This is a genomic window from Bifidobacterium sp. LH_449 (assembly GCF_056356755.1).
Genome location: NZ_JBKEUV010000001.1, coordinates 363,708 through 380,865, shown reverse-complemented (window position 1 = coordinate 380,865; position 17,158 = coordinate 363,708). Strand labels below are relative to the sequence as shown.

Genomic DNA, 17,158 nt, shown 5'->3' with positions numbered 1-17,158 from the left:
CCGTGAGAAGCGAGACTCCAGTGGGTGATATAGGAATCGAACCTATGACCCCTTCCGTGTGAAGGAAGTGCGCTAGCCGCTGCGCCAATCACCCGCAGAATGACATGCATGCCGTCGCATGCTTCATTCGCTTTCGTGGGCGATACAAGATTCGAACTTGTGACCCCTTCCGTGTCAGGGAAGTGCGCTACCTCTGCGCCAACCGCCCGAAGCGAGTGCTAACTTACCGGCGTTTTTGCGAACAGGCAAATCCTTCGGCGTGTCGCGTGTGAAATCGTTGGAATTCCAACAATCCGCAAAAACGCCACATTCGTGCGGCATGCGGCAGGATACGTGTCAAACGGGCGAAAATACGTCGGAAAAATCTGCCGTGCCGGCGTGTCGCATCGGCAGAAGCGGTGCGGCATCGTGATGTGCGGCGTGCCGCATTCAGAACGTCAGCCGCATCTGATGCCATACGACATCGCCATGCGTCGAATCGGAGACGCCTTCATCGACGAATCCGACGTTCGCATAGAATCCCAGCAGGCGTTCCTTGCAGGTCAACACCAGTCCGCGGCGTCCCAGGTCATGCGTTTCTTCAATGACATGACGCAGCAGCTTCGTCGCATATCCGCGATGCTGGTATGCCGGCGAGGTGTCGACGCCGAAAATCATCTGCCATGCGCCTGCCGGATCGTGCATGGCGGCGTCGTCATACATGTCGTCCAGCAAATCGGAGATATCCGTCGCCATGCCATTGACGAAGCCGGCCAGCGGGCCCTCCGCGACGCGAGGCGTCCCGTATCGTGCGGCATCGGCTGCGTCAATATCGGCGGCATCGTCGATCATCAGCCAAAAGCAATCCGGAAACGTCTTCAGCCGTTGTCCGATGGAATCCCTGCCGGCGGCCTCCGCGGCGGGGAAGCACACCGCTTCCACTCCTGCGATCGCGTCAAGGTCATCAATGGTGGCATGTCGTACAATCATGCCTCCCACTTTCCACCCATCCCTACCCAACATGCAGGCGTATTCGCCCGCCCGACACCCACCGGTGTGGGGATGTCGAAAAGGGCATTGCCGGCTGTTATTCTTGGGATTGAGTCCGGCGAAGCCGCTGGTCCAAAAGTCGTATAAGGGGGAGCCATGATAGTGGTTATACTCATCCTCGTCCTGCTGATCGTTTTCCTGCTGACCTGCGTGTTCATCGTGCCGCAGCAGCAGGCGTACATCATTGAACGATTCGGCAAGTTCAAGGACGTGCGATTCGCCGGCATCCATGCGAAGATCCCGCTCGTGGACCGCATCGCGATGAAGACGAACATGCGCGTCTCCCAGCTGAACGTCCAGCTGGAAACCAAAACCCTTGACAACGTGTTCGTCACCGTCGTCGCGTCCACGCAGTTCCGCGTCAATCCGAACGATGTCGCCACGGCATACTACGAACTGCGCGACCCCGCCGGGCAGCTGCGCTCCTACATGGAGGACGCGCTTCGTTCCGCGATTCCGGCATTGACGCTTGACGACGCCTTCGCCCGCAAGGACGATGTCGCCGCGGACGTGCAGAAGACCGTCGGCGCGGAAATGGCGCGTTTCGGCTTCACCGTGGTCAAGACGCTGATCACCGCCATCGATCCGAGCCCGCAGGTCAAGAACGCGATGGACTCCATCAATGCCGCGCAGCGCGAAAAGGAGGCCACGCGCCAGCGTGCCGAAGCCCAGCGTATCCAGATCGAAACGCAGGCGGCCGCGGAAGCGGAGAAGACGAGACTGCAGGGCGAAGGCCAGGCGAATTACCGTCGTGAGATCGCCAGCGGCATCGTCGACCAGATCAAGAGCCTGCAGGCCGTCGGCATGAACATCAACGACGTCAACAATGTCGTGCTGTTCAACCAGTATCTCGACGTGATGCGCGAGCTCGCCGATTCGAAGAACGCGAAAACCGTGGTGCTGCCGGCTTCCACGCCGGGCGGCTATCAGGACATGTATGAGCAGGTCACCAAAGCCATGATGACCGCCAACGAAACCGCCGAATAATATCCGAATAATCCCGCATCGATATGCCGAAGGGCCGCCCGCGTCTCATCACGCGGGCGGCCCTTCGACATACCGGCGTGCGGGCTGCCTGTCTGCCTCGCAACGTCGCCTTTCGCCGTCTATAACGAAGCCACTGCGCAAAAAGTGATGTTCGGCATGCTCCAAACATCACTTTTTGCGCAGCGGCCTCGTCTGATACGGCGGTTTCGGACGAAAATCAGCTGTTCAGAAAATCGCCGATTCGCGCGGCGTCCGCATAGCCGGCGCGATACATGCGTTCCAATCCTTCGAAGTTTTTGCTCAGCGTGTTCAGCCCGTACAGGCTTTCCGGCGCGACGATCAGCAACTTGCCTTCCCTCTCGTACTTCTTGGCCAGCGCCACCTCGTCGTTGTACGTCTTATAGCGCTGCAGCAGACGCTCCGCCGCGGCCGGGTAGGAGCGGCGCAGAATACGCGCCGGCGCGACATCATGATTCTGCTTGCGCAACGTATCCTTCGGACGTGTCAACACCAGCACCACACGGTCGGCGCCGTCGTCAAGCGCCTTCTGCACGGGTACGGGGTCGGCGATGCCGCCGTCGAAATACGGCACATCATCGATCACATACGGCTCGCACGCCACCGGCACCGTGGAACTGGCCTTCATCACATCGTAATTGTCGAAGGACACGTCGGATTTGTCGAAATATTTGGCCGAGCCGTCGCGCGCGTCGCAGGCCACCACGGTGAACTGCGCGGGATTCGCCGCAAACGTGTCGTAATCGACCGGATATTCGCCGTCATGATTCGACAGCGTGCCATACGCATAGTCGAGATTCACGTAATTGTGGTTGTGGATGAAGCTGTCCATGCTGGCATATTCCTTACGGAACGCGTATTCCGTATAGAATTTGTGATTGCGGCCATGCTGCTTCGACAGGAACGATACAAGATTGGCGCTTCCCGCGGAAACACCGTAGCAATGATCGAATGAAACGCCGTCCTCCAGACAGCGGTCCAACAGACCGCATCCATAGATCGCGCGGAATCCGCCGCCGACGTCGATAAGCGCCGTCCTGTGCTCTGCCATGAAAACCTCTTTCTGTATATGAGACGAGCTTACTCGTCTGATCGGGACATGGCCGTCGAAAACGATCCGATTGCTGCGATGGCGACAATGCTGATTCCGGCACCGTCAGCGATTCAGCAATGCGTCTGCCAATCGCGCCATGCGCTCGCTGGCGTCGGAATTCGACAATATGACCTCGCCCTGCGCGTTTTCGGGAGCGAGATCACCGAGCGATTCGAGAACGACGCGAAGATGGCGGACGGTGCCTTCATTGCCGTCGATGATCGCTGCGGTCGCCGGCAGCAGTTCGCGGAAATAGTCGCGGTAGAACACGAAATGCGTGCAGCCGAGCACGACGGCGTCGATGGCGGAAAGATCGTATTGTTCGAAATAGCCGCGCAAGGTGTTCATGACCAGATCATGATCATCGAGACGTCCGCTTTCGACGATGTCGACAAGGCCGGGGCAGGGTTCCGGGAAAATCGTATGGTCGGCGGTGAAACGGTCCATCAAGGCGGCGAATTTATGCTCGCGCAGCGTCAGCGGCGTGGCCGCGACGATGACGCGCTGACGCTGGCCATGCCCGCGGTCGCAGGCGACTTTCAAGGCCGGCTCCATGCCGATGATCGGAATATCGTAGACGTCTCGCAGGTCGTTGACCGCGGCCGAAGTGGCCGTATTGCAGGCGATGACCACGGCTTTCACGCCTTGTTCCACGAATTGTTCCACGATATTGAAGGACAGTTCGCGCACTTCCTCCGGCGTTTTCGTGCCGTACGGCGCATGCGCGGAATCGCCGAAATACAGCACCTGCTCATTCGGCATGGCATGCCGGATCTCACGGACTACGGAAATGCCGCCCAAACCCGAATCGAAAACGCCGATCGGAGCCGTAGAAGCCATCATCCCTCCCATGAACGAATCGCGTGCAGTCACGCCGCGCCATATGCGCGATACGCGTCGAATGCGGTATATGCCGCCATATTCCGCCGGATACGCCTCTAGACTACTCGCTGAAACGCCGTTCGCGGGGCGGGGATTGTGGAAACGTTGTGCGGGGAACGCCTGTGCGACGGCATCGCCGTGTCGTGTGTCACACGTCATACGTCATATGCCGTATGCCACATGCCATATGGCGTGCATCGTTATGCCGTGCATCACGCGCTATGCGCGCAGCGCCTGCGGTTCGCCGCACGGACGAAAACGCGTGCATGCCCCGCGGCACGGTACAGTGGAAGCCATGAGCATTCCGAACAAGGTGTATAAGGCGCATGCGACCGGCAATGATTTCGTGGTGTATGCGGATCCGGATGGCGTTTTCGAACCGACCGCCGACGAAGTGCGTTGGCTGTGCGACAGGCATTTCGGCATCGGCGGCGACGGCCTGATCCGCCTGACCCCGCCGGACGCGGTGTCCGACTTGGACGCCCCCACCGTCGAAGCCTGCCTGGAAGGCGGCGCTCGCTGGTTCATGGACTATCGCAATGCCGACGGCAGTCTTGCGGAAATGTGCGGCAACGGCACGCGCGCCATCACCTTGTTCGCGCAGCGTCAGGGCTATGCCGAAGGACCGGGCGGCGAGCCGTTCAGATTGGCGACGCGCGCCGGCATCAAGACACTCACCTCATTGGGTGACGTGGAACCGTACGGCCGCGATGTTTTTCAGGTGGATATGGGCGCATGGAAGCGCGGCGACGTCGGCGCGTTCGAAGTGACGATCCCCGGCACAAGCGGCTCCGCCCGCGGCACCTTCGTCGATATGGGCAATCCGCATGTCGTCGCGCTTGTCGGCGGCGATGACTTCGTCAACCGGTATGAAGACGCCGCCTGCGGCAATCTGCCGGATGTCGAAGCGCTTGATCTGGTGACGAAGCCGGTCGTGTCTCCGGTGTTGGAATCCGATCAGAACGTCGAATTCGTACGCATCGATGGCGTGGACGCGGCGGACGGCGGTGATGCCGCCGGCACCGGTGTCGCTGAAGACGCCGCTGCGGCAACCGTTGCCGACAACACCGCAGCTGTAGGGCGCGCGACCATGCGCGTCAACGAGCGCGGTTGCGGCGAAACGCTGTCCTGCGGCACCGGCCTGTGCGCGACGGCGATCGTATTGCGCGCCCACACCGGCATCGATCATTGGAACATCACCGTGCGCGGCGGCACATTGCGTGTCGACGTCACCGATGATGACGTGAGGCTGACCGGCTCCGCCACCATCGTCGGCGCCGTCACGCTGCATGAATAAATCGTGCGGACGGGCTACGCGAACAGCGCCGGCCCGTCCTTGACCAGGATCAGCGTGACCAGGGCGACGATCCATAGCATGTCGATCATCAGGTCGTAGTTGAGACGGTAGTACGTTGTCAGGCGGCCTTCGCGCGACGGCAGGCCCTGCACGGCGACGGTCGCATGCGACAACGCCATGAACTGGACGGTCGTCGCGAACATCAACGCCAGGCACCACGGGCACAACGCGTTGATGACGAACAACGACTGCGACGTCAGCCAATACGAATAGGCGAGCGCGGCCAGTCCGCCCAGCCATGTGCATGTGGCGAACCAGCGCGGCACCGCGATGCGGGCGATGCCCAGCACGGCGATGGTGACGAAGACGGATTCCGCGGCGATGCCGAAGAACGCGTTCGGATAGCTCAGGCCGCCGAATTTGATGATTTCGGCCTGCCATGATTGCGCCACCGACGAGCATGACATGACGGCGTTGATGTCGCAGTCGAGTTTGCCGCCGGGATTGCGGGCAAGCTGCAGCGTTTCGGCGGACAGTACGAAGGATACGAGCAGCGCCACGGCGGAGGCGACAAGCATTACCAGATACGTCCAGGTCGCGCCGTGCCGCCATCCGCGCAACGTCGGATGGGCCGGCATCGTCGGCGGCGTCGCGGCCGTTGATGTCGCCGTCGCCGTGCCTGGAATCGTTTCTGCTGTATGTTCTTCGATGCTGGAATCGGTCATGCTTGTTCCTTTGAACCGGTCGGAGTGAATCGTGTGGAACGCTCCGAAAGCGTGCATGCGCGACGCGGCCGTTGCCTCACGTCACCGAAACCAGTATACGCAGGAACGCCGTGGCATCGTGGTGTCGCCGATGTGGGTTTTCTCATCTACGATGGAGTGTATGACAAACGTCGATGTTCCTCTGATCGCACCCAAGGCGGGGTGGGATATCCATTGCCATACCGTGTTTTCGGATGGCACGGAGACGCCGCGGACGCTGGTCGAGCAGGCTAAGGCCGCGGGATTGCACGGCGTCGCGATCACCGACCATGACACGACCGCCGGCTGGCAGGAGGCGCAGGATGCGGCGCGTTCGGCAGGGGTGACGCTGCTGCGCGGCACGGAGATCACCGCCGTCGACGAAGGCGTTTCCGTGCACATGCTGGGCCTTCAATACGATCCGGACAATCGGTATATTCGTGACTTGTTCGCGCGTACGCGGGCGGCGCGCCTGGAGCGTACGAAGCGCATGGTGGAGCGTATCGCGCAGGATTATCCGATCGATTGGGATGCCGTGCAGGCACAGGTGAAGAAGGGCGGCCGCACGACGGTCGGACGCCCGCATATCGCCGATGCGCTGGTCACCGCCGGCGTATACCGGACGCGGTCGGAGGCCTTTGACGGCGTGGTGAGCGCGTCCAGCAGATACTACATTCCGACTCCGTCGCCGACGACGCATGATGTGGTGCGCGCGGTCGGCGAGGCCGGCGGCGTGACGGTGATCGCGCATGGGGCGGACCCCGGCCGCAACGAACGTCTGCTTTCCGACGAACAGATCAGAACATTGGCCGATGAAGGATTGGACGGCCTTGAAGTGTGGCATCGCGGCAATCCTGAAGCGCAGCGCATGCGTCTGCTGGAATTGGCGAAACGTTTTGATCTGTTGGTGACCGGCGGTTCGGATTGGCATGGCAAAGGCAAGCCGAACGGGCTGGGGGAGAATCTGACCGACGATGAGACGGTCGCTGAAATAGTGCGACGCGGCGCGATTCCTCTATGGCGTTGAACGCCGGGTGGGGATCACGCCGCGTCGTATGCGCGGTATAAGCGGTATAAGTCGTGCACCGATACCGAATCGCGTGCTGCGGATTGCATGTTGCGCCGGCCGCGCGCGGTATCGGCACACGGCCGGCGTCACATGGCGCCGAAGCCGACCGCATGCTTCGTTTCGGAGCCGACGATGGCGTAGCCGAACGCGCCGGCCGGAACGATGATGTCGCGGCCCTTGTCGTCGGTGAGCTTGACCGGCTGCTTGTCGGCCAAAGCCTTGGTGATGATGCCGCTGACCTCTTCGGCGCTGGCCTCCGTGCGGAACGTGACGGTGCGGGCGACGTTCTGGATGCCCAGTTCGATATCCATGAATATTCCTCCTTGTATTGCCCTATTGCCTGCAATTGTCGCATCAACGGTAATCGTTACGCTTGCGGCGATTCATTCGTGTGGTCGCCGTCGGCCGGCGGCCCGCCGTTGGCGTCGTCCCGAACATGCCTGTGCGTTCCGGTGCGTGTGGCCGTCAAACCAAGCTGCGCGTCATGCATGGCGCGCTCTTCCCGCTCCAACAGCGGGATCAGCATCGTGGCGACCTCGCCGGACGCCTGATCGGGCGCCTGCGCCTCACCGGTGTAATCGTTGTACTCATCGAATTGATGGTCTTTGATGTTGACGGTCTGTCGCATTCCGTCGGTGCCATCCGACTGCGCCGCCTCCATATTGGCGATCAGCATGGTCGCCGACGACGATGGGGAAGCGTACTGCTGGTATGCCGCCGGCTGTGTGCCCGAATTGGTCTGGTCGGAGGCGGCGGCATAGCTTACCGTTGCGCTGGGGGAGCGATCCGCGGTGGAATCGGAAGCGGCTCCGGCCGGCGCTTCCGATGTGAAGCGGATCTCCTTGGAACCGGTTTTATCGGTTTCGCCGGTCGCATCGGTTTCGCCGGTCGCGTCGGCGGTGTGTTCGGCGGCGGCGTTGCTGCGATTCTGCGATTCGCTCAACAGCGTGCCCACCGTAATCGTATGCGGCGAGGAATTCGTCGAATCGGAAGAGCCGGACGACGCCTTGGACGGCCTGGTCGAATGCGTTCGGGAGGTCGTCAGACTCAGCTGATGCGCCAGACGCTCGACCTGCGCCTTGAACTGCATGATCTTCGTGGTGTCGGCGGTGTTGATCGCCTGAATGAAATCGCCGACCTGCTCCATCTGCAGCCACAGATTGGCGCGCAGCATGATCAGATCATCCAAACGCGAACCCAGCATGCGCGCATAAGCCGACAGCACCGCATTACGATGCGTCTCATCCAGTTTCGCGAAAATCCAGGCCAGATCGCGGGCGGGATCATTCATCTGCATATCCTGCCAATTCGTCACCGCCGTGACCGAAGACCCCGAAAACAGCAGGTCGCCATCCTGAAAACCGCCATGGACGGTGCAGGTGTTGAACGACCACAATCCGTCGGTTTCCAAAATATCCGCCCAACTGGTCGTGATCTCCTGCGGAACATGGCCGGCCTGACGCAGACGTTTGATCCAGGCGGTCAGCTGCGCGCGGATCTGACCGGTGGTGAACATCGGATAATGGCCTTCTTCAAGGAACGTCGGGCGCAGTCGATGAATCGCGCCGATCGTCGTGCCGACACCGGCGCAATCATCAAGCGTCAACAGGTCCAACTGGCGGGCCTGCCCGTCATGATGCAGCGTGACCAGCACCGCCGTGTCGCCGGTCGCACCGCGCGGATTGGCCCCGTCGTTAAACGCCAGCACACGATCCGTGCCGAAGCCGAGGCCAGCGAGTTCGCGAGCATGCTCGATCGTCTGCGCCGCACGAGCCCTGCCGGACAGGCGCTTGCGCCCGGCCTCGCTGTTCGTGGCGAACACGTCATACGACCTGCCCATCGAATCCTGCACGACGGCATAGTCGATGCCGCAACGCTCATCGGTGGAGTTCTTCTGCGCGCCGTCGCGCACCCCGGACACGACGACGGATGGCAGCACCGCGCTGGCCAGCGCCGCCAATTTCAGCTTGCTACGTTCAGTCACAGTTCAACACTAATACACGTTAAGCGCAACATGAAGCCGACTTGCTCGAAAACAGGCGATTTCCGACTGTTCCGGCGCGCTCCGCCCGGACTCGCCCGGCGGATGCGGAACGGCGCGGCGCCTGCCACAATGGAGGGCATGGAATCATCGGCTCAGGCAATTCTCGAAGGACTGGACGATGCGCAATTGGCCGCGGCAACCACATTGGAAGGTCCGGTGCGCATCGTGGCTGGCGCAGGCGCAGGCAAAACCCGCACCGTCACGCGCCGCATCGCCTACGCCTGCGCCACAAAGACATGGAATCCCTCACGCGTGCTCGCCGTCACATTCTCCGTCAAAGCGGCCGCCGAAATGCGTTCGCGACTGGCCGGCCTCGGAATCGGCGACGCCGTCAACGCGGCGACCTTCCATTCGGCGGCGCTCCATCAGCTGCGCCGCGTATGGAACGACATCTGCGAAGCGCCGTTCCCGCACATCAGCCGCGATCCGCGTGATCTGGTCGCGCGATCGCTCAAACGCGTCACCGCCGCCGCGCATGTCGATGACGCCATCATCCGCGATCTGCATGCCGAAATCAATTGGGCGAAGATCTCCCTGATCGCGCCCGACGACTATGCGCGCGTCTGCGCGGCAGGCCATCGAAATCCGCCGGCCGGACTCGAAGTCGGCCAATTCACCGATGTATACCAGGCGTATGAGCGGGAGAAAACGTCACGCGGCGAAATCGACTTCGACGATATTCTTCTGATGACCTGCCATGTATTGAACGAATTCGACGACGCGGCTTCCGCGATTCGCTCATCGATCGGCTGGCTCACCGTCGACGAATATCAGGACGTCTCGCCCTTGCAGCATCTGCTGCTGACCTTATGGCTCGGCGACAATCGCAATGTGTGCGTCGTGGGCGACCCGGCGCAGACGATCTATTCGTTCGCGGGCGCCAGCAGCTATGATCTGCTGAACTTTCCCAACGAATTCGCGCCGGTCAGCGCCGACATCAGCCTCAACCGCGACTACCGTTCCACGCCGCAGGTCATCGCCTGCGCCAACCGAGTGCTGTCCAAAGCGCCCAACCGCGACGATTACCTGAAATTGGAGGCGGTACGCGGCGACGGCGCGAAGATCGTGCGCACCGTCTATGGCAGCGACATGGAGGAAGCGCAAGGCGTCGCGCAAAGGATTACGCAATTGGTCGCAGACGGCGTCTCGCCCTCCGACTGCGCCGTACTCACCCGCATCAACGCACAGCAGGCGGCAATCTGCCAGGCGTTGCGCGCGCAGGGAATACGTTTCCGCATCAAGCGCGACGCCGGATGGGAGAATTCCGCGCTCGCAGACGACGCGCAAATGAAGCAGGCGATGCTGGAAACGTTGGGTGTTTCCGCTTCCGGAGCGGCCTTGCAGGGTGTGACGATCACCACGATTCATGCGTCGAAGGGCCTGGAATTCAAGCATGTCTTCCTGATCGGATGCTCGGAGGGCCTGCTGCCATACGCCTCGCCGCAAGGTGGCGAGGCGCTGGAGGAGGAGCGTCGCCTGATGTATGTCGGCATCACCCGCGCCGAGGATTCGCTGCACCTGTCCTACGCCCGCAGCAAGGACGGCCTCGGCGGCATGCCCCGCACACCCAGCCGCTTCCTCGTCAATTAGCCGTGGGGCGCTTACCGTCCGCCGTCTGTTCTATCGCCTGCCGTCCTTGTTTGCCGTCGCCTGCCCCCTGTATCGCCCCGCCTTCTCATCGCCGCTTCGCTCTCTTGACGCTTCTGACCGCGTATTCCGGCGTGTTGCGGTCAAAAGCGTCAGGGGATGGACGGCTTCGGGTTTGACGGTTCCCGTCCTTGACGCTTTTGATCGCAGTCGCCGGCGTGTCGCGGTCAAAACTGTCAGGGGATAGGCGGGTTTCGGGGTTGGCGGCTCCCTTCTTTGACGCTTTTGGCCGCAGTCAACGGCGTGTCGCGGTCAAAAGTGTCAAAGGACAGGCCTATTTCGGGGTTGCCGTCTTCGGTTTTGTCGGTCTCCTTCTTTGCCGTCCGGATTATGCATGTCACCTTGATTTTCGAGACTGATTTTTGTATATGTAGTAATTGTTCTTACGCGCAATGCGGCGTGCTGTTTATTCGATGGAAATATTTACGAAAGGCGGCTTGACATGACGCTTTCCTGTGATATTTTCAAGACAGACAGACAGACAGGGATAAGTCTGCCTTTTTTCGCGTTTGCAGTCCGATTTTCTGTCAAAGGCGGGATTCTCCATGTTGTGACAAACAGGGGAATCCCGCCTTTTTGTCGTGTGCGAAGGCGTCGTATTGGCGATGAAATACGAAAAACAAATACACGAGAGAAAGGGCCGGTCATGAAAAAACGAATATTGGCAGGATTGGCATGTTGCGCCATATGTGTTGCCGCCTTGCCCGACATCGCGTTCGCGGATGGGCCTGATCCGGGGAATGCGGCGATGGATCGGTCGATTCAGCTTGGCATAAGCGGCGTCGACGGCTATGGCGCTGCCGGGTATGACTACATCTATTACGGCGATTCGAACGGCAGCCCCATCAAATGGCGTGTGTTGGACGACCAGACCAACACCGGCGAGGACGGTTTGTTCCTGCTTTCCGACATATTGATGACAACCGACACTTCTGAAGGCATTTATTTCGACAATACGAGTCCTTACAGGAATACGTGGCAGGAAAGCGACGCCCAGCAGTGGTGTGAGGATTTCTACGCCAGCGGTTTTACGCAGCAGGAACAGTCCGCGATCATGCAGACAGTGAAGAACGATTCGGAATTCACGGCGGGATCGGATCTCACCAGCGCTATGGAAGGAAGCGTTACGTATGCGCAATCCGATGGCATTCTGAATGGCGATACGGTGTTCTTCCTTTCGGCGGAGGAATTGAGCAAGGCCGGATACGGCTTCGCCACACGATCTGCTCGCGTTGCTCATGATGCGCAAGGCAATACGGGTATGTGGTGGCTGCGTTCACCCGATGCGACTGTTTCGACGGGCGTGGGCGTTGTATCTAAAGGTGGATGGGTCAACAGCAATCTTGCGTATTTCTCCAAGATTCCGGCCCGCCCTGCCTTCAACGCCGACGCTGACGACATCCTGTTCACGTCCGCGGCGGAAAACGGCAAAATCAGCGATAACAATGGAACATTGTCGGTGGTTACGGATTATTCCGGCAATGAATGGAAGGCCACCATTCGAGACGACACCCGCAATTTCAATGCTGCAACTTTGGAATATGATGCTGCGGATTCCCGCCTGGACATCGCCTATTCCGGTGCGACCGTAGGCGCGAACGAATGGATTTCCGCCATCATCGTGGACGACGCCGATGCCGTCATATATTACGGCCGCATGCTGCAGCCCAGCAGCACCGACGGCACGGCAAGCATCGATCTGTCGGACATTGCGATACCGGCCGGCGGCAAGATTTATGTTTTCTCCGAGCAGTACAACGGCGACAAGCAAACCGACTATGCCAGCGCCCTGCAGGAAGTGCCTTTGCGCAAAAACGCGGTCACGGTGACCGGCAATGTGCGGCATCTTTCCTTCACCGGCATGCCGTATGCGGTGATGGGCATGACATATCAAGGCGGGTTGGCTGTTACCGATGACGCTTATATGCTGCCATCCACCATTGAAGTGACTGCAGGCAACACGTCGTTGCTTGAGGGCGCGGATTACGAATATGATCCAACTACCGGAGAACTGAGCATTTTCAATTCAGGCATTACCGGCGATCTCGTGATTACGGCGGCCGGCATCGAGAAAAGCTATGGCATTTCGGTTGATACGGTAGCGTTGGATTTCGGTGATGCCGTGGAAGGATACGATACACCGGAAGCGAAGGAGCTGACGGTCAGCAATACCGGCAACCAGCCGGTGGCAGTCGCTCTGTCTTCTGTTGCCGGTTATGAGATTGTGCTGAATCCTGATGCCACTGGTGACGCGAGCATGTCTGCCACCGGTGAGTTGAGCATAAAGCCGGGAGCGCGGGCGGTGCTTTCCGTTCGTCCGAAAACAGGACTTGCGCCTGGAACCTATGATGAACAGCTCACTATCTCCGGCGATACTGTGGGCAGTGAGATTGTGCGGCTTTCCTTTACGGTGACCCAAGCCACGTACACGCTTACCGTGCAGCTGAACGGTGGCGATGGCAAGAGCGCAAGCGCCGACTATCGCGAAGGTGAAACCGTCACCATTGACGCAGGTGTAAAGGACGGGTATCGCTTCGATGGATGGACGTCATCCAATGGCGGTGTTTTCGCCGATGCCGCCAGCGCCTCGACGGTTTTCACCATGCCCGGCGCCCCCACTACGATCACCGCACATTGGCGGCGCATCGATGTCGCATCCACGGGCGATGCCGGAACGCCGGACGATAAACGGCCGTCCGTCATCGCGACGACAGGTGCCGGCGTGACGCCTGTGATGTTGACTGCGGCCGCCTGTCTGGTCGGTTTTGCCGTAGTGACCGCTATCAGGATGCGTAAGGCCCGCAAGGAGTAAGGCCGCTCAGACCCGCTTCGGGCTTGGAAGTCCCCTCACTGACGCTTCTGACCGCGTATTCCGGCGTGTTGCGGTCAAAAGCGTCAGGGGATGGACGGCTTCGGGTTTGACAGTTCCCGTCCTTGACGCTTTTGGTCGCAGTCAACGGCGTGTTGCGGTCAAAACTGTCAGGGGATGGGCTGGTTTGAGGCCGGTGGTCTCCTCCTTTGACGCTTTTGGTCGCAACACGCCGGTGATCGCGGTCAAAAGTGTCAGGGGAGGGGCGGCTTATCGTCAGGCGTTGCCGGCGTCGCCTGTGTTGTCAGCGTCGCCTGTACCGGCATCGCCTGTGTCGGCGTCACTGGTGTTGCCGGCGTCGCCATTCGTGCCGTCCTCGTTGCCGCCGTTGTTCTCCTGGTCGAGGAGCTTGCTCAATTCCGCGTCCCAATCAATGGACGATGCTCCTTCCCATGCGTCGGCCAGCGGCGCGGCGGCGGCAGCTCCGGAGGCGACGCTTCCATCCAGCGCGGCGCCGGCGGCGTCAGCGGCATCGGAAACACCGCCCGCGATACCGGCATCGGCGCCATCCGCATCATCCGCCGGCAACACCGGCAGCAAATCAGGATGCGACCACTTCGCGTCACGTGCTTCCGCGCCTTCTTCGGCGCCGATGCGCTCCCACAGGGCGGCCGCCTCGCGCATGCGCTTCGGGCGAAGCTGCATGCCCAGCAGACTCTCGAAAGTGCGCTGCGCCGGGCCTCCGACGGCACGCTCACGGCGCATCATCTCACGAAGCTGTTCGATATGTGGAATGTGTGCCATGCCGGCGCGCCATACCACGCAATCAACCCAGCCTTCCACCAATGCCAGCAGCGTCTCCAAGGACGCCAGCGCCTGCCGCTGTTCCGGCGTATCCGGAATACCGACCTTCGTCAGATTCACCGCGTCGGACAGCGAATCCGGATCCATCGCGCCGGCATCGCGCAACTGCTCCTCCATCGCGTCCAAATCGATATCGACGCCGCGCGCGTACTTGCCGATCAGCGCCTCGAAACGCGGCATCAGCCACGGCACGGCGGCATACAGGCGGGCATGCGCCAATTCCTGCAACGCGAGGAATGCCGTCACTTCCTCGGCATCAAGTTCCAGCGACTTGGCATATTCGACGACGTTCTGCATGATCAGCGCGCCGGCGGGATTCGACAGCAACGCGATGCCCTGATCGAAGCCGCCGCGCACTTCATGCGAAAGATTGCCGGCGGCGCGGCCCAGCTGCATTGCGAACGACGTGTTGCCGAGCAGTTTGATCATCTGGCCCGGATCCTTCATGCCTTCCGGAATCGGAATCGGCACGGGGCCGGCGAACATGCCGGAAATCTCGCCATGGAACGCGTCGCCGAGCCGGTCGGCGATCACGGACGCCAGCGCGTCGTTCATCGACTGCGCGACAGGGGCCGCGAACTGCGCCCACGCGTCGATGGTGCCATCCACCCAGCCATCGCGAGTCAGCACCTGCGTCTGGCCGGCGACGGGATCGAATTCGCAGGCGGTGTCCAGCCACAGATTCGCTTCACTGATGGCGTTGCGGGCCATCGAACCGTTCTCCGCGCTGACCGTGCCGTCCGAACCTGCGTCGCTTGCCTGCTGATGCGCCAACGACTTCGCGAGTTTGACGTTGATCGGGCCGGTCTCTACGGCCTGCTGCATATCGCCCATCGTATTCAGGCCGCCCGCCGCAAACGCCTGCATCATCGCCTGCACTTCAGCCGGTTTCGGCAGCTTGCCGGGATCCTGGCTCATCAGCTGCTCGCGGATCTCCTCAGGCAGATTCGCCAGCTGATTCCAAGCCATTTCTCCCTGAATCGGGCCGAAACATTCAATCAGCCATTGGTGGATTGCGTTTTCGTCCATGTCGGTCTGCCGTCCTTATTTCGATTTCGTCGGGTTGATGCCTTCATGCAGCTTGCATGCAGCCTTCGCTGCTTGTGACCGCGTATGCTATGAAAGTCAATTGCTTCCATAGTATGGGAGGTATGCCCCTTATGCATGCAAAACGCCCGGATAAAGCCAAAGGCGCATTCTTTCGTTCCACGTTTGGCGCCGCGATCGATATCGTGTCCGCCGCCGTTTCCAGTGCCCGCACGTATGTTGATGCGCATTCGCTGCGCTATATGACGGGATCGCTGACCGCCGTACTGTGCGTGGTCGTGCTTGTGTTGCCGAGCGCCTATAGCGTGGAAACGCCGGGACCTACGCAGGATGTGCTGGGGAAATCGGGGCGGACCGAAGTGATTTCGGTTTCCGGCGCGAAAACATACAAGGATGACGGGCAGCTGCGTTTGGTGACCGTCAATGCCGCCGGCGTGCCGGGATATCCGGTCACCAATGCGCAGGCGCTGTGGGGTTGGCTGGATTCGTCCACTGTGGTGATGCCGAATGAGGTGATCGTTCCGGTGGGGCAGACCGCCGAGGAACACGCGGATGAAAGCGCCGAGGAGATGACGTCGTCGCAGGATGCCGCGACGCGGGCGGCGTTGTCGTATCTGCAGGCGCAGGGTATGGATACGAGCGGCGTCACGGTGAAGATGCATGTCGACGATATCGGCGGCCCCTCCGCCGGCATGATGTATTCGCTGGGATTGATAGATAAACTGACCGAAGTCGATGAGACGGGCGGCAATATCATTGCCGGCACAGGCACGATGGATGCGGACGGCAATGTCGGCGAGATCGGCGGCATCCGTTTGAAGATGCTGGGCGCGAAACGCGATGGCGCGACATGGTTTTTGGCGCCCGCCGGCAATTGCGATGAGGTGGTGGGCAATGTGCCCGACGGTCTGCGCGATGTGTCGGTGTCCACTTTGGACGAGGCGTACCAGGCGTTGACGGCCATCGGCGAGGGGAATGGCGAGAGTCTGCCGCATTGCGCGGTGCCGGCGCAATGATGCCGCGGCTTTATGACGGTGCGCCGCGATGATGGAAATCATGAAAATCTCGAAAAGTGGCCGTGTCGTGACGTAATTACGTGTCCTGTTCGCCGAGTGTTGGTATATTGGCGTTTGTGAATCAAACGGCAACTGATAACGCTGAAGAATTCGGATTCCACGCTGGCGACCTGATCCAGGAATGGCTGTGGGACGACGATGTGGACGACTCGATCCGTGCCAGGATCGAGGAGCTGACCGGTGAGGAGCTGGTCGACGAGGATTATGATTCCGCCGTCGACGGCGTGATCATCTGGTGGCGCGATGGGGATGACGAGGACGAATTGTCCGACACCATCGTTGATGCGTATGCGGTGCTTGGCGAGGACGGTCCGTTGTGGGTGCTGACCCCGAAGCCTGGGCGTCCGGGGGCAGCAAGCTCCAGCATCGTGCAGTCCGCGGCGAAGACGGCCGGTATGAACGCCGCGACCCCGCTGACCGTGAACCAGGATTGGAATGGCATTCGGTTGAGGGCTTTCGGCAAGGGCAAGGAAAACAAGTAGCCGTAGGCCATATTCGACTGCGCAAACTCATATGAATTCATACGGACATAGGCGGGCGGCGAGTATATGCC

At 60.6% G+C, this 17,158-nt stretch carries 14 protein-coding genes and 2 tRNA genes; 7 read left to right on the top strand and 9 right to left on the bottom strand.

All coding sequences use genetic code 11. The features are described 5' to 3' along the window. Positions 1-21: 21 nt before the first annotated feature. The 3 genes from AC1AX7_RS01575 to AC1AX7_RS01565 all read right to left on the bottom strand — a co-directional run bounded on the left by AC1AX7_RS01575 (position 22) and on the right by AC1AX7_RS01565 (position 969). Positions 22-94 (bottom strand) — tRNA-Val (locus tag AC1AX7_RS01575). A gap of 42 nt (positions 95-136) precedes the next feature. Continuing rightward, positions 137-208: transfer RNA gene (locus AC1AX7_RS01570), tRNA-Val, on the bottom strand. A gap of 221 nt (positions 209-429) precedes the next feature. Then, a complete protein-coding gene (locus tag AC1AX7_RS01565) occupies positions 430-969 on the bottom strand; it encodes a GNAT family N-acetyltransferase (protein ID WP_476508333.1) in 540 nt (179 codons plus the stop codon). 156 nt (positions 970-1,125) lie between these two features. Between AC1AX7_RS01565 and AC1AX7_RS01560 the strand changes: the two genes are divergently transcribed. Continuing rightward, entirely contained in the window at positions 1,126-2,016 is an 891-nt protein-coding gene (locus tag AC1AX7_RS01560; RefSeq protein ID WP_476508332.1) for an SPFH domain-containing protein, read from the top strand. 217 nt (positions 2,017-2,233) lie between these two features. Here the strand turns inward: AC1AX7_RS01560 and AC1AX7_RS01555 are convergent, their stop codons facing one another. Together AC1AX7_RS01555 and murI are read right to left on the bottom strand one after the other, a co-directional pair. Then, positions 2,234-3,085, bottom strand: coding sequence for a patatin-like phospholipase family protein (locus tag AC1AX7_RS01555; RefSeq protein ID WP_476508331.1), 852 nt, complete (start codon positions 3,083-3,085; stop codon positions 2,234-2,236). A 105-nt stretch (positions 3,086-3,190) separates the two neighbouring features. Continuing rightward, entirely contained in the window at positions 3,191-3,967 is a 777-nt protein-coding gene (gene murI, locus AC1AX7_RS01550) for a glutamate racemase (RefSeq protein WP_476508407.1), read from the bottom strand. Between the two features lie 337 nt (positions 3,968-4,304). On the opposite strand from murI, the gene AC1AX7_RS01545 reads away from it, so the two are divergent. Continuing rightward, on the top strand, positions 4,305-5,306 hold the full coding sequence (locus AC1AX7_RS01545; protein ID WP_476508330.1) for a diaminopimelate epimerase: 1,002 nt from the start codon (positions 4,305-4,307) through the stop codon (positions 5,304-5,306). A 14-nt stretch (positions 5,307-5,320) separates the two neighbouring features. Here AC1AX7_RS01545 and AC1AX7_RS01540 read toward each other — a convergent pair whose 3' ends face one another. After that, positions 5,321-5,944 (bottom strand): vitamin K epoxide reductase family protein, encoded by a 624-nt coding sequence (locus AC1AX7_RS01540; protein WP_476508406.1) that lies wholly within the window; start codon positions 5,942-5,944, stop codon positions 5,321-5,323. A gap of 238 nt (positions 5,945-6,182) precedes the next feature. On the opposite strand from AC1AX7_RS01540, the gene AC1AX7_RS01535 reads away from it, so the two are divergent. Continuing rightward, positions 6,183-7,076: a PHP domain-containing protein gene (locus tag AC1AX7_RS01535; protein WP_476508329.1), complete on the top strand. Its 894-nt coding sequence runs from the start codon at positions 6,183-6,185 to the stop codon at positions 7,074-7,076. Positions 7,077-7,204: 128 nt separating this feature from the next. Here the strand turns inward: AC1AX7_RS01535 and AC1AX7_RS01530 are convergent, their stop codons facing one another. Together AC1AX7_RS01530 and AC1AX7_RS01525 are read right to left on the bottom strand one after the other, a co-directional pair. Next, positions 7,205-7,429, bottom strand: coding sequence for a DUF3107 domain-containing protein (locus tag AC1AX7_RS01530; protein WP_476508328.1), 225 nt, complete (start codon positions 7,427-7,429; stop codon positions 7,205-7,207). Positions 7,430-7,485: 56 nt separating this feature from the next. Continuing rightward, a complete protein-coding gene (locus AC1AX7_RS01525) occupies positions 7,486-9,102 on the bottom strand; it encodes a phosphotransferase (protein WP_476508327.1) in 1,617 nt (538 codons plus the stop codon). Between the two features lie 129 nt (positions 9,103-9,231). Here AC1AX7_RS01525 and AC1AX7_RS01520 point away from each other — a divergent pair, with 129 nt between their 5' ends. Next, positions 9,232-10,752: an ATP-dependent helicase gene (locus tag AC1AX7_RS01520; RefSeq protein ID WP_476508326.1), complete on the top strand. Its 1,521-nt coding sequence runs from the start codon at positions 9,232-9,234 to the stop codon at positions 10,750-10,752. A 499-nt stretch (positions 10,753-11,251) separates the two neighbouring features. Then, positions 11,252-13,621, top strand: a complete 2,370-nt coding sequence (locus AC1AX7_RS01515) for an InlB B-repeat-containing protein (protein ID WP_476508325.1) — start codon at positions 11,252-11,254, stop codon at positions 13,619-13,621. Between the two features lie 273 nt (positions 13,622-13,894). Here the strand turns inward: AC1AX7_RS01515 and AC1AX7_RS01510 are convergent, their stop codons facing one another. Further along, positions 13,895-15,511, bottom strand: a complete 1,617-nt coding sequence (locus tag AC1AX7_RS01510) for a zinc-dependent metalloprotease (RefSeq protein ID WP_476508324.1) — start codon at positions 15,509-15,511, stop codon at positions 13,895-13,897. A gap of 260 nt (positions 15,512-15,771) precedes the next feature. On the opposite strand from AC1AX7_RS01510, the gene AC1AX7_RS01505 reads away from it, so the two are divergent. Together AC1AX7_RS01505 and AC1AX7_RS01500 are read left to right on the top strand one after the other, a co-directional pair. Further along, the gene (locus AC1AX7_RS01505; protein WP_476508405.1) at positions 15,772-16,545 is read left to right on the top strand and encodes a YlbL family protein; all 774 of its coding nucleotides are present in this window, start codon (positions 15,772-15,774) and stop codon (positions 16,543-16,545) included. A 107-nt stretch (positions 16,546-16,652) separates the two neighbouring features. After that, positions 16,653-17,087, top strand: a complete 435-nt coding sequence (locus tag AC1AX7_RS01500) for a DUF3052 domain-containing protein (protein WP_476508323.1) — start codon at positions 16,653-16,655, stop codon at positions 17,085-17,087. Positions 17,088-17,158 lie beyond the last annotated feature (71 nt).